Raw genomic sequence first — 13016 nt, 5'->3', positions numbered from 1 at the left:
TTTGCAAAAAGCAATTTGAACAAGATTTGAAGCTGACTGTTGTTAGCGTCTTTTAAGATAAAATCATTGGTCTGGTAGTTCAGTTGGTTAGAATACCTGCCTGTCACGCAGGGGGTCGCGGGTTCGAGTCCCGTCCAGACCGCAAAAGCTCTCAAGAAATTGGGAGCTTTTTTGGTTTTAAATATTCTTTAGTTGAATACCTTATATATTTCAGAAGCCAGGCAAAATAACCAATGCTAACGTTTAAATTTTACCCTGTTTCACAAGTTTTGCAATTAGGTGATGTGTATTTTTTGCTCCAAATTCATCAAACAGCTTACTTACCTTTTTATCAATGGTACTTTCACTATTTGGCGAGATATTCTGTTTTTTAAGCTTTTCAGAAATTTCTTTTTTGGTCGAACCTTCGGCAAGGTCTTTTAAAATCATCATATCATATTTATCCATCTCAAAAATATTCCCATTCGTATTTAAATTTAATTGCGGAGACACGAAGGTTCTATTTTGATGAACTTCTTGTATGGCGTTCATTAAATCATTAATACTATTACGGCCTTTACAGACATATCCATTTATTTTTTGTTCAGAGAATAAAGAATTAATCTCTATCGGATTATCAATCATAGAATTTACAATCACCTTAATCTCTGGGTCTATGGTTCTTATAGCCTGTATTAATTCTTTCCCTGAGGTAAGTCTTCTAGGTACATAACTTTCTTTAAAAGTTAAATCGGTAATTAGTAGGGAATACGGCTCGCCTTTTTCAAAGGCGACTTTAAACCTGTTATAAGCTTTGTCACAATAAAGTTCATCTTGTATAATTGCCGGCTCAAATCTGCGCTCCAAAGCTTCAACAATGCCTTTATTAGTGTCTTGAAAATCTTCGGAAATCAATATTTTGTTGAACATAATAGGCCTTTTAATTCGGAATTTCTACTAGGGCTTCAAAGCCCTTATCACTACTCGAATCAAAAATAATAGTTCCTCCAATGGCTTGAATACGCTTTTCTGTATTGCCTAAACCATTTTTTAAAAGTAGTTGCTTTTTTGACGCTCCAATTCCATTATCTAAATAACTGATTTTCAATACTTTTTTAGATGGCAAAAAAGCTAAAGATACCAAGCTAGCTTCGCTATGTTTTTGCATATTAATCATTAATTCTTGAAGCACTTTGTAAAGCGTTTTCTTTGTTATTGGCGATATTTCAGCCCAATCAACATCAGTACTACCTGTAGCTATTAATTTTGTGTTTTTGCAATAATTACCAATCATGGCCATCAAGGTATCCTTATAAGCAGGACCAGTATCAACATCATTAATTTCTCTTGAAATATCTCTACTTTGATTATAAAGATCATCAACAACATTAAGAACATCAGCGCTATCAGTACCGTTCTGCAATAACATCATCGCGTGGTTTAGTTTACCCCCAAAATCGTCATGAAGTTTTCTAGATAGCTCAGCTTCCGTTTCATAAATAGCCTCTAATTTGGCAGTTTTATTTTGTTCTTTTAAACGTTTTGTTCGTTGTGCAAAGTAGTGACTCAAAAATCCGATAGTAAGTAGCAATAAACTACCAATAGCTGAGAACGCAAGTTTCTGATTACGCTGTTTTACCACTTCCAATTCTTTTTCAGCATTCTTTTTTTCTAAACGTAAATTTTCTTCTTGACTTACCTTATCATCATATTTATATTTAGCAAACTGGGTCTTCACTTTTAAACCATTTTGATACAAACTATCTTGTAAAAACAGATACCGAACATAATGGTCTACCTTCTTAGATTGCAAAGCCATGAGAAACTTTAAAGCATCTTTTTCGGCTCTAGGTATTTTTAAAGTTTTAGAAAGTTGAATCACCGAATCAAAATAAGTAATCGCTTTTTTAGAATTCGTTTTACTGTAAAATTCTCCTAGATGTGTATAGCTAGCTATTTGACCACGTTTATAGTTGTTTTGTTGTCGAATACGCAGTGGTTCTAAAAAATCTTTGACCCTTACAGGATTATTATTGAGCCACTTTGCGTAAGCTAAGTTATCTAATACACGAGCGTATTCTTTCTGGTTTGCAAATGAAATAGAATCTTTAATTAAACTGGTTAAAATTGAAATGGCTTTGTCATATTCTTGCTGATCAATATATAGCGCTCCCAGATTATTTTTATAAATTAATTTGAACGCTTTGCTTTGAGTCGTTGTTATGGCTTGGTTATAATACTTAATGCCATCACTAAAATTTAATAATTTTCTATGGTTGGTTCCTAAAGTATTAAAGGCTCCGGCAAGTGCTGTACTATCTTTGGTTCCTTCTAAAAAAGGCAATGCATCAGTTAAGGTTTCTTTACTCCCAAAAAAATCGTTTTGATCCTTTTGAATGGTAGCCATATTAAGTAAATTTTTACCTATCCAATTACTATCTCTTAATTTTTCAAAATACCCTTTTGATAAATTATAATTTATAAAAGCACTATCTGGATAACTGGTATAACTATCAAAATAATAAGCCATTAAATAATATTGCTCAGCCAGATAATAGTCATTTTCATTTCCGCTGACTTTGGTAATAAAGTGCTGATGCCACAGTTTTAAACTATCATATTGTCCAAGGGCTAAATGAAGCCAATTTTTCTGATATAAAACCTGGCCGTAAAAGGCTTCGTCAAGCGATAATTTATTAGAGTAGAAGACCTTATTTATAGCAGCAAGCCTTTCTTCTTCAGTAATTTTTAAGTTTTGTGATGCTACGAACAGTTGTTGTAAACGATCATCAATGTAATTACCATTCACTGCTTTCTCTTGCGTATTACTACAAGAGACCATAAATACTATAAAAATGAAAAAAATAGTTTTCTGCAATGGTTAGGTTTAAAAGCTGTGCCTCCATTAAAAGGCACAGCTTAAAGTAAGTAATTATTTTGCAATTAATTACTACCTGCTTGTGGTGGCGGAGGCGGAGGCGTATTTCCATCATCCCCTTCCGTTGCAACAGTATCATAAAGACTATCAGATTCAGCTACCGAATCAGTATCACACGAGAATAACATAGTATTCAAAACCAGTGCCATTACGGCTATAACTATTCTTTTCATATTATTTTCTATTAAAAATTTGACAAGGGAGTGGCCGTCTGAGGTTCTCTCAGATTCAATTTTTACCAATCCTAATTTGAGTTTAGAGCACTCCGTTTTTTGGAAAGTGAAAATCGTATGTGGTAGTTTAAGCTACTTTCCAATTGGCCAAAATTTAGCCACATTACAGATTTCCGTAAAAATGATTTTTCTAGAAAAACTATGTTAGCCAAGCATAGTGAATCAATCTTAGGAACAAACTTATGCGGGGTAAATTGTTATTTTTTTGATGATTCCAAGAATTCTAATAGTTCCTAAGAATTCCATACCAATTCCAAAAATTCTAACCATACCATGGAACTAAAGACAAGTAAAAGTTATCAAGAGGCTGTTTTAAAACAGTACAAAAACGAACAAGGAGGAGAAATGAGTTTTTATTTGGCGCAACCAACACCCAGCCAAATTAGAGAAGCTTGTTTAAGCCTTTTAGAAAAAAGAAAATCAAAACACGACCAACGAATTCTTCATCGTTTTTTTCAATTTGAAAATGAAGAAAATAGGTTTAACGAAATTCAAAAATTTGACGGTGACAAATTCAAACCGGTAGTCAATTTTTTAAAAGGCGGTGTTAAAAAAACACATGTAAAAAATATAGAGCTTATTAGTTGGTTAATTGATTTTAAACCTAGGCCCTATCAAGAATATATAAGGCCAGAAGCTTCCATTGTTGAAGAAGATGCAATCGCCTCTGATAATATTGATGAACCAAGTGGGGTTAGGTTAATCAATTTAAGGCAATTTTTACGCAAAAGAGATAAGCTGGTGAACGAGCAAAACAAACTAGAAGCGAACGAGCCTCGCCGGCGGCGAATAACCATTTCAATAAGTGTGGCCTTTGGTATACTCATGTTCTTGTAGCACATAAGAAAACTTAGCTAACTAGCATTACGCTTTTCTGTAAGCCTTAACCCTTTATTCTTTTTAACTAGCACATGCGAACCGATGGCTTGTGCTCGTCTACTTCTGAAAACCCTCGCGGTTTTTCAGTTTGGTGGCACTTAATAACTAACCAAGTAAACAGGTATGGCCAAAACCTTGAAAAAGCAACAATAAACAATGACTAGCAACCATGTAGTATTCGCATAGTATACTGCTAATTAGCATTAATAGTACCTATTTGTTGCCGTTTTGGCAAATAACACCAAAAGCAGCAATGTAGTAGCAAGTAACTATATCCCATTGTTAGCTACAATACCGAACTAAAAATACTTAATGAAGAAAGGGAATTTAAAAAATTGGAAAACCGATGGCTCAGAAGAGCTAGAATTATTTTTTGCTCAAAGACTAAATGAATTATTATTCGATTATACTCTAGATTCATATAAATATTACGCTTTAAACATTAACTTACTTTTATTCGAAGCACTTAGACGAATTAATAAGATTAAAAATGACTTGACCGAAGATATTAACCTAAAAGAAATAGTTGAAGAAATTAACCTAAAAGCCAGAACCGATATTGTCACTAAAAGCATTTTAGGACCGAAATATCAAATCTATTTTCCTTTAAAAATTGAGAATAATAAATCTAAATTTAAGATTGATTTAGAGATTTTATCTAACAAACTTTCCCTGAATCAAATTATCCCTGAGCTTTTTAGACTAATAGAAAAAGAATTCGACTCTGGTTCAAAAATCAACTTAAACATTTTAGCAAGTCAATTTGTAACGGCATTAATAAATGTTGGCTTTCATCAAAGTTATATATATCACCAAGTAAATTTCTATTTTTTCGGAGGTCGCTTACAAAAGAACAGAGGATTAACTCATTTTTTTAAATATTTTAAACCTGAAAAAAAGGATTTTACTGTTTACGTTAAAGTATCAGACAGCTTCAATGAAATAAAGGAAATATGTTCAAAATATAAGCTTGAAATACTAAATGAATTAGAACTAGAAAATTGTAACCAAAAAACTATTGAGTTTATCTCTTCTAAAAATGAGAATGAAGTATTTGCAAAATGTACGGAAATTATAGCTTTTGATTCTCAATCAGCAAGGTTAAAGGCTATCAAATTACTAAATGTACTAGCGAGTTTCTTCTCATATTTTCATCATAAAAATCCACCAACTATAGATAGAACAGCAGTAATATTTTTCGATAACAAACACTTCTTAATTGAACCAACCACTTCACCAATGGCAAAAGGAGAAGACATGTCACATAAAGCTGCTGCAGAAATGTTGGAATCTTTTCTTAAAAAATTCGGAGTTGAAACTGCATCAAGATTAAAATTTAATCGTGCTGTAAATCTACATAGTTTAGCTATTCAATCTGACTCGAATGAAAATAGATTACTGAATTTATGGATTACTTATGAGACACTTTATGGGACTGGAAAGACTACAACTGTCGTACATATTATAAATTCATTAGGACATATCACTTCTTTAAAATATTTTGAAAGGATTTTTAATGAATTATCTAAATCAATCTATACCTGGAATAAAGATGAATTTGAACAAATTAAAGAACTTACAGGTGAGAGTTCAGACACCAACGCCATTTGCTCATTTTGTGTTTCAAGCGATTATGAGAATGAAAGAAAATCCCTTTACAGCAAGCTAAACGAATTTCCATTACTAAGATTTAGAATTGACGATTTAAATAAAAACCTTAATTCAACAAAAAAAATTCTTTCATTCTTAGAGAAACATAATCAAAGAATAAAATGGCATATTAAAAGATTATATAGAACTAGAAACAATATAGTTCACGATGGTAAAAACACCAGAAATTTGGATATTCTAGTCGAAAATGCCCATTCCTACTTTGATACTTTTATGGATGAATTTATATTAGATAATATTATCTCGAGCTCTTTAGATAGCATACCTCAGGCAGTAAGTCATTATAGGACTCTCAATGAAAACTGGATTAAAGTTCTAAAGGATGATGATTCGATTAAAGTCAATAAAGATAATTTTGAAAAATATCTGTTGTTTAAAAAGTACTGTAGCTAATAACGTATATAAAAAATAGCGGTTTAGTGGCTTAAATAAAAGATAAATAATAAAATAATGGTCAGTTATAATCCGAAAAATTAGTGCTTAAAAATCCGCTACTTTTCTTATTAAACCGTTAGTAATTTTTAATACAGATTGTGAATAAATATACTCTTACTATTTTTCTGTTAGTTTTATGTTCCAATGTTCATAATGCACAATCTGATGATACGGAACTTTACCATCAAGTAGCAAATGAATTTCTGAAGTCGATAGATAAAAAAACCTACAGTTTTTATCAATTCGGTTGTTGTGGTTTTTATCCTGGAGAAGGAACGAATTACTTTCTTAAAGAGAATTCAATTTTTAATGAAAATGGCAATGACATTCTTAAGCTTATTCTTCAAAACAATTACAGACAAAAAAGAAAGAATATTAAAATCAATTTTTCTAAAATAGATAATGAAAATATTAAGCCACACTCTAAAGAATTTTTTCAATCCCTTAAATTATTAGCTCGGAAAGCACGAGGCGAAGATATAGGAGAAATAAATACTGCAAACGAATGGCCTGAATTAGTATTCTCCATATACCTTAATGCTAGTAAAAATTATGCTTTGGTACATTATTCCATATATGAAAAAGAATTGCCGACAGATTATGTTTTCGATAAAGTTTATATACTATTTGAAAGAAATAAAAATACATGGAAGAAAATAAAACAGTATAAAATTGATCGCTAAAAACTTACTACAACAATGGCTTTAAGTAATTGCTTGTTCTCGCCTATTTGCGAAAATTTTTACTAATCCAATGGCCGCGCCACGCAACTAATCAAACAAAAACACGTTGAATAAGTTCAAATAAAAGATTAAAATTTAATTCATGAGTAGTACAAAATATTTAGTTCTTGCGTTTTTCATATTGTCATTTCTAAGTTATTCGCAAGAGTATTTTGAGGGAAAAATACATTATACTATTGAATATGAAACAATCAATAAAAACATACCAGATGGCTACCTAGAGACCCAAATGGGAGATTCTTTTAATGCCTTCGTCAAAGAAGATAAGTACATTATGGTCCATAATGGAACAGGCGAGCTTGGCGCTATGAAAACAATCATCAGATTGGATGAGGGCTTCTCATATGTAATCTATGAAAACTCCGATACCATTTATAAATCTCCTCTAAACCTCGAAAAAAATAAGCTCTTAATATTAAAAAAGGTTACTAATGAAAAGAAAGAGGTTTTAGGTGAAATGTGTGACTATGTTTCTATAGACTACGAAAATAATGACCCCAACTCATTTTTCAAGGTTGTTCGAGGCAAGCATTTTTTTAATCCAAAATATAAACTCAACCCTGAAAAGTATAAAAACCATACTAGTGGTTTTTGGAATCAATTTGTTGATTTATCACAGTCCATATGTATTAGAAATGAGCACGAATATGAGGGTCTTTTTAAGTCGGTTTCTTATGCCACTGAAATTAAGCAAGAAAATATACCCGAAGCAATGTTCTTAATGGATAGTACAAAAATAATAAAGCAGGTAGATTAATTTAATTCAACTAAACCATAAAAAAATGAACAAAACAATTGTGACCTTGATTTTGGCTATAGCAACAATGACCTTTTGTAATGCCCAAAAAATTGAAATGGAAAAAGTATTTGGCGGATACAAATACACTCAAGATGGAAATTTGATGACCATGAAAGGTTTAGTCAAAACAATGGAATCTGATCAACAAGCGTTTGACTTAATAAAAAAAGCACAATCGAACAATACTCTAGCTTCAATTATTGGCTTTGCTGGTGGTGGACTAATTGGTTGGCCCATTGGAACTGCTATTGGTGGTGGAGATGCAAACTGGACATTAGCAGGAATTGGTGCCGGACTTGTAGCAATTGGAATTCCAATTCAGTCAAGTGTAAATAAAAAAACAAAACAAGCTGTTGAATTATATAATTCATCACTGAATTCAACCACCTTCTATGAATTTAAACCTGAATTTAAAGTTATAGCTAACGGAAACGGTATTGGATTAGCAATGAATTTTTAAAAATCACCTACAATACTGGCTATTAGTAATTGCTTGTTCTTGTCTGCTTATGAAAATCTTTGCGGATATTCAGTTAAAGTGTACTTGTATTGTTAATAGCTAACCAATGCAAACAATTAATAACAGAGACCATTGCATAACCTTAAAAACAAAAAACCAAAATGACAAGAGAGCAACATTTAAAATTCTGCAAAAAATGTACAAACAGAAGACTTGATATGAAGGTCGGACTTTTATGTAATTTAACAGGACAAATGGCCGATTTTGAAAATGAATGTAAATCTTTCAAATTAGATGAAACTGTAATAGAGAAAATTGACGATACTGAAGCTGTTGAACATAATGACTTAATGTATAAATTATCTGATAAAAATTTAGAGAAATTTAGATCTGAACAAGAGTTTCCGAAAGCCATAATAACCGGAATAATAGTTGGAATAATTGGAGCACTTTTATGGGGAACTATTACAGTTATCACTGAATTTCAAATTGGATTTATGGCAGTAGCTATTGGAGCTGGTGTTGGCATTTCAATGAGGATTACTGGAAAAGGAATTGACCAAATTTTTGGTATTTCAGGTGGTATAATTGCATTAGTGAGCTGTCTTTTAGGAAATTTCTTCAGTATTATTGGATTTATAGCTAATTCAGAAGGTTTAGGTTATTTGGAAACTTTAACCTTGTTTGACTACAACCAATTAATTCCTATAATGACTGAGACTTTTAGTGGAATGGATTTATTGTTTTATGGAATTGCCGCTTATGAAGGATATAAGTTTGCGTTTAGAACATTTACCGAAAAAGAATTATACGAACTTGAAAAATAACCATTTGTCAAGAATTTATAGTAAAAAGAAATAGCCTGGATTAACAAACCAATTATCTTAATTTGAAGGACAATGCTTCCACCAGTCCTAGGATTGAAATTAAGTTTACTTTCATTAGTAATTATTAATAAAATATAAATGACAAAAAGAGACTTTTTTAGAGTTATAATTAGATTGTTTTCTCTCTACTTATTACTTCTCACTATTTTTAATTTTATTCCAACCAATGTCAGTTACTTATTTTTTGAACCATCGGTATGGCCCATTCTAATTATTATTGGCTCAGCTCTTTTTATGATCATGTTATTTTTATTCTTACTTAAAAAAACAGACACTGTTATTGATGTTTTGAAACTTGATAAAGCCTTCGACGACGAAAGAATAGAATTTGGTAATCTGAGCAGTGAAGAGATTGTGAAAGTAGCATTGATTTTTATTGGTGGTTTTTTGTTGTTAGACCATTTACCAGAGTTTTTACATTACTGTTATTTAGGTTTTAAGAAAGAAGTTTCTGCTACAGGATTAAGCCCACTAGAATCAACTGGTTTAACTGGTTATTGGGATTATTTCAGATGGTTTGTTGCCGGAATAAATTTAATTATAGGCTACCTATTACTATCCAACCTAAGCAGAGTTGCTAATTTTTTAATGAAATTAAGACAGCATAATAAATAGGCTTAATTTGATATAAACCAATAAAATTGACCAACTAAAATTTTTAAAACTAAATGAAGCAAGGACGAAGAAACTTTTTAAAAGTTACATCAATAGCCTTAGCAGGATTAACCATTGACCCTTTAAGAGCAGTAACCACAAATAATAACTTCTATGTTAATCGTGCTTTGGGTCTCGCATTTTACAAACCTAATAACTGGCACTATGTTAAGGTTTCAGATTTAGTTGAATTAAAAAAGAAACTATCATTAGCAGATGAATGGAAAGATATCGAGCAATATGTTTGGGAAAATACGGGCGAACCAATATGTATAATTGCTAAATATGACCAAAATAACCCGCAAAATATAGGCAAATATTCACCAAGTATTGCTGTTTGGGCTGAACCGAAATCGGATTATGAAGAATATAACTTCGAGGGTTTAGAACAATATTCAGATACAATGGCATCTGCAAGAATGAATTATATTAAAGACTCCGATTTAATTAATAAAAAATATGTGTCAACAAATGGTAATGTATCTATTATAGAATATGATTTGGAATACACCTTGCTTCATGAAGAATTATCAAAAGCACTAAGAGTACAGACAAAAATGGTTTATGCAGAACACGGTTCTTACTACTATTGTTTTGATTTTGTAGATTGTAAAGAAGCTAATCAAGTTGAAGAAGATGAATTTAATCGATTTAGAGAAGGTATTAACCTCATCTGATTTCTTCCAATTATCTATTTTTTATTTTATCAAGTAATACAATACTATAATAACTAATGCTGGAACAAGAATATAAACCAATATTAAAGGGAGTCCGTCGTTCAAAGCCTTCCAAAACTTCTTGTAAAAATCATTATTCTAAAACATAAATGGAATCGTTGATGTGACCTTTTAGTCAATGATTAAAATTTCATTACAAGCCAGAAGCTATTCAAAAAGACGGAAATAAAGCCATAGTGCCAAAGCCTTTAGTCTCTACTTTTTGAAATATCAAATGATGCGACAAATGGCAGGTGGTCAGAAACTTCATCCCGATATTTAGCTTGTCCCATTCCCATAGTCCAATGCATTGGAAATAAACGAAGACTTCCTTTGATATATTCAGTACTATATCTTTTACTAATTGCAAAACCGTCAAGTAAGTTTTCTCGACCAGATGGTAAGATATGCGAATAGCGTTCTTGAAGATCCCACGATGAAACAAAATCCATGATATCATCTCCTCCGAGCAAATGAAAATTACTAATGTCTTGACCAGGTATCATGTTGAAATCTCCCATCAACAAAACGTCGGGATTTCGGTCGGGACCGCCCCTTAAATTTTTGATATATTCCCCTATCACCTTACATTGCTCATCTCTAACTTTTTGATTCTCTAAAGTTCTTCCTGACTTTAAATGAACTCCTATTAATTTCGTGCTAAATTTACCTAGTACTACATCACAAAGAAAGGCCTTCCGATACCCTGGGTTAGCTAAGTCTGAGCCCTGCAATAGTGCTACATTGCTAATTTCGACACCTTTTTTAAATAAAACTCCAATATGCATAGAACCATGATTAGCGTTTCCTCCGGTAGGGCTTTGTTCCTTAAAAACATAATCATAATGCACTTGGCCATCAGACAAATGGTTTGCTAGACTTTTTAAATGATTTTCATTTTTGATTTCCACTAGGGTAATTAACTCAGCGTCAAGTAATTTTAGACCCTTTGCCTGTAGTTGTATTCGTTCCTCAGAAAGAGGGTTGAATGTTGCTAGATTCCATGCTGCAATTGAGGCAGTCGTTTTTGTAAAATTGTTAGTTGCCATAATTATAAGAATTTAGGTTTCAATTAATAATAAAATTAAGCGCGATAAATTTTCGCGATAACGTCAAAAATAGGGGGAATGGATTACAGTAGAATTACTGTTAGGTATAACAATATAAATTTACTAAATATTGAATCATCGATTCACAGAACCAATTAAAATAATGGTTAAATTCAAGAAATATTATAACAATACCGCCTAATGAAAAATAGCTATTTAAAGATGCCTTTCAAGACTTAGATGTAATCTTTTTTTGACAACTAATATCTGTCTGGTTTACTGAATTCTTTATTCAAAAAATCCAATACCAATTTATTAAATAATTTTGGGTCTTCCTGGGGAAACCAATGTGTGGTCCCTGGAAGTATAGCTAGATGTGCATTGGGGATAGATTGGAAAATCTTGACAGTATGTTCGTCTTTTATAACATCATGATCACCCGCCACTACAAGAGTAGGTGCTTTAATTTGTTTCAAATCAGGAAAATCTATTTGAGGATAGTTTGACAACAAGTTGTAAAGTTTATAATTGATGCTTTGGGAATCCGTGCCCTTAGATTTCATTTCTTTAAGTTTTTGCCTGTGACTTTCCAATCGTTCATCAAGCAATCCATCAGGAAAGATATTGGCTCCCATAGCAACCAATTTTTTAACTCTTTCAGGATAGTCTTTTGCCAGAATAATACCGATGATTCCCCCATCACTCCAGCCTACTATATCTACTGAGTCCAACTTTAAAACATCCATCAACCCTTTGACATCTTTGGCTTGGTTGACATAAGTTAAAGTATCCTTATTGTCTGATGAGTTTCCCCTTCCCCTACTATCAATTGCTATTACCTTAAAGTTTTGAGCAAATTCATCGATTTGATTGATATAATCCCCTATCGACTGACCCGCTCCGTGTAGAAGAAGAAGAGGATCTCCCTTTCCATAAATCTCATAGTATATATTGACACCATTTACTTCAGCATAGTTGCCCATTTCTTTATTTGCACCTGGTACGCCTGTCCCGACAATTTTAAGAACTTTATTTTCTTGGTTCTCTTTATCATTCTCGATATTAATCGAAAACTGGTTTACCAAAGAGCTATAGTAGTCCCCCCAGATATCCTGTCCAGTATCAGTTTCTTCCTCAAAACTCGGATTTACCAAGGGGATTTCTTTCCATTTGTTTTCTTTAGTTTTTATTCTTAGTAGAATGTCGTCAAAATAAAAAAGACCGTTGTTCATGCAAAAAACTCCCACTACTAAATGTTTGGCAGTTTCGTCTATTTTACCATTAATTTTGAAATGCTTCCAAGAATTTCCCACTTCAAATTCATTATACGGGTTCGAAAAGAAACCACCTGAACCATCTTTGGTATCTACCCTTGCCCATATTGATGATAAGCCGGATTCATTACCGGGGTTCTTTTTTAGAAGACCAGACAACTTAAACTCCATACCTAGATAGGCATCAATATTGACAACTTGAGAAACTGAGGTCCAGCTATTATTGAATCTTTCCTGAGCGCTCAGGCCAAATGCAAAAGCCAGTATGGCGGTCAATGTTATAAATTTGATTTTCATCC

General features: G+C 32.2%; 13 protein-coding genes and 1 tRNA gene. 9 read left to right on the top strand and 5 right to left on the bottom strand.

Annotation, left to right across the window (positions count from 1 at the left end; all coding sequences use genetic code 11):
- Positions 1 to 68 precede the first annotated feature (68 nt).
- A tRNA-Asp gene (locus RM542_RS04455) sits at positions 69 to 142 on the top strand.
- 101 nt (positions 143 to 243) lie between these two features.
- On the opposite strand, the gene RM542_RS04450 is transcribed toward RM542_RS04455, so the two are convergent.
- The 3 genes from RM542_RS04450 to RM542_RS04440 all read right to left on the bottom strand — a co-directional run bounded on the left by RM542_RS04450 (position 244) and on the right by RM542_RS04440 (position 3090).
- Positions 244 to 909: a DNA-binding response regulator gene (locus RM542_RS04450; RefSeq protein WP_311384510.1), complete on the bottom strand. Its 666-nt coding sequence runs from the start codon at positions 907 to 909 to the stop codon at positions 244 to 246.
- Positions 910 to 919: 10 nt separating this feature from the next.
- Positions 920 to 2857 carry a hypothetical protein gene (locus RM542_RS04445; protein WP_311384509.1) on the bottom strand — a complete coding sequence of 646 codons (1938 nt, stop codon included), beginning with the start codon at positions 2855 to 2857 and terminating at the stop codon, positions 920 to 922.
- Between the two features lie 65 nt (positions 2858 to 2922).
- Positions 2923 to 3090: a hypothetical protein gene (locus RM542_RS04440; RefSeq protein ID WP_311384508.1), complete on the bottom strand. Its 168-nt coding sequence runs from the start codon at positions 3088 to 3090 to the stop codon at positions 2923 to 2925.
- Positions 3091 to 3423: 333 nt separating this feature from the next.
- Between RM542_RS04440 and RM542_RS04435 the strand changes: the two genes are divergently transcribed.
- From RM542_RS04435 to RM542_RS04400, 8 genes are all read left to right on the top strand, one after another.
- Positions 3424 to 3987, top strand: a complete 564-nt coding sequence (locus RM542_RS04435) for a hypothetical protein (protein WP_311384507.1) — start codon at positions 3424 to 3426, stop codon at positions 3985 to 3987.
- 354 nt (positions 3988 to 4341) lie between these two features.
- Positions 4342 to 6093: a HEPN domain-containing protein gene (locus RM542_RS04430; protein WP_311384506.1), complete on the top strand. Its 1752-nt coding sequence runs from the start codon at positions 4342 to 4344 to the stop codon at positions 6091 to 6093.
- 140 nt (positions 6094 to 6233) lie between these two features.
- The gene (locus RM542_RS04425; RefSeq protein WP_311384505.1) at positions 6234 to 6818 is read left to right on the top strand and encodes a hypothetical protein; all 585 of its coding nucleotides are present in this window, start codon (positions 6234 to 6236) and stop codon (positions 6816 to 6818) included.
- A 142-nt stretch (positions 6819 to 6960) separates the two neighbouring features.
- Positions 6961 to 7635, top strand: a complete 675-nt coding sequence (locus tag RM542_RS04420) for a hypothetical protein (protein ID WP_311384504.1) — start codon at positions 6961 to 6963, stop codon at positions 7633 to 7635.
- Positions 7636 to 7660: 25 nt separating this feature from the next.
- The gene (locus RM542_RS04415) at positions 7661 to 8137 is read left to right on the top strand and encodes a hypothetical protein (protein ID WP_311384503.1); all 477 of its coding nucleotides are present in this window, start codon (positions 7661 to 7663) and stop codon (positions 8135 to 8137) included.
- Between the two features lie 161 nt (positions 8138 to 8298).
- Positions 8299 to 8964 carry a hypothetical protein gene (locus RM542_RS04410; RefSeq protein WP_311384502.1) on the top strand — a complete coding sequence of 222 codons (666 nt, stop codon included), beginning with the start codon at positions 8299 to 8301 and terminating at the stop codon, positions 8962 to 8964.
- 138 nt (positions 8965 to 9102) lie between these two features.
- Positions 9103 to 9639, top strand: coding sequence for a hypothetical protein (locus tag RM542_RS04405; protein ID WP_311384501.1), 537 nt, complete (start codon positions 9103 to 9105; stop codon positions 9637 to 9639).
- A gap of 53 nt (positions 9640 to 9692) precedes the next feature.
- Entirely contained in the window at positions 9693 to 10355 is a 663-nt protein-coding gene (locus RM542_RS04400) for a hypothetical protein (RefSeq protein WP_311384500.1), read from the top strand.
- A gap of 248 nt (positions 10356 to 10603) precedes the next feature.
- On the opposite strand, the gene RM542_RS04395 is transcribed toward RM542_RS04400, so the two are convergent.
- Entirely contained in the window at positions 10604 to 11443 is an 840-nt protein-coding gene (locus RM542_RS04395; protein WP_311384499.1) for a hypothetical protein, read from the bottom strand.
- Positions 11444 to 11703: 260 nt separating this feature from the next.
- Entirely contained in the window at positions 11704 to 13014 is a 1311-nt protein-coding gene (locus tag RM542_RS04390) for an alpha/beta hydrolase (protein ID WP_311384498.1), read from the bottom strand.
- Positions 13015 to 13016 lie beyond the last annotated feature (2 nt).

Source organism: Croceitalea sp. P059 (genome assembly GCF_031846365.1).
GTDB classification, from domain to species: domain Bacteria; phylum Bacteroidota; class Bacteroidia; order Flavobacteriales; family Flavobacteriaceae; genus Croceitalea; species Croceitalea vernalis.
Note: the sequence above shows the minus strand (reverse complement) of the source record. Positions and strands in the feature narration are given on the sequence as shown.

What these genes read in the sequence shown, in the direction of transcription:
- RM542_RS04450 (WP_311384510.1), bottom strand. Translation starts at nt 909, where the DNA reads ATGTTCAACAAAATATTGATTTCCGAAGATTTTCAAGACACTAATAAA.
- RM542_RS04440 (WP_311384508.1), bottom strand. Translation starts at nt 3,090, where the DNA reads ATGAAAAGAATAGTTATAGCCGTAATGGCACTGGTTTTGAATACTATG.
- RM542_RS04435 (WP_311384507.1), top strand. Translation starts at nt 3,424, where the DNA reads ATGGAACTAAAGACAAGTAAAAGTTATCAAGAGGCTGTTTTAAAACAG.
- RM542_RS04430 (WP_311384506.1), top strand. Translation starts at nt 4,342, where the DNA reads ATGAAGAAAGGGAATTTAAAAAATTGGAAAACCGATGGCTCAGAAGAG.
- RM542_RS04420 (WP_311384504.1), top strand. Translation starts at nt 6,961, where the DNA reads ATGAGTAGTACAAAATATTTAGTTCTTGCGTTTTTCATATTGTCATTT.
- RM542_RS04415 (WP_311384503.1), top strand. Translation starts at nt 7,661, where the DNA reads ATGAACAAAACAATTGTGACCTTGATTTTGGCTATAGCAACAATGACC.
- RM542_RS04410 (WP_311384502.1), top strand. Translation starts at nt 8,299, where the DNA reads ATGACAAGAGAGCAACATTTAAAATTCTGCAAAAAATGTACAAACAGA.
- RM542_RS04405 (WP_311384501.1), top strand. Translation starts at nt 9,103, where the DNA reads ATGACAAAAAGAGACTTTTTTAGAGTTATAATTAGATTGTTTTCTCTC.
- RM542_RS04400 (WP_311384500.1), top strand. Translation starts at nt 9,693, where the DNA reads ATGAAGCAAGGACGAAGAAACTTTTTAAAAGTTACATCAATAGCCTTA.
- RM542_RS04395 (WP_311384499.1), bottom strand. Translation starts at nt 11,443, where the DNA reads ATGGCAACTAACAATTTTACAAAAACGACTGCCTCAATTGCAGCATGG.
- RM542_RS04390 (WP_311384498.1), bottom strand. Translation starts at nt 13,014, where the DNA reads ATGAAAATCAAATTTATAACATTGACCGCCATACTGGCTTTTGCATTT.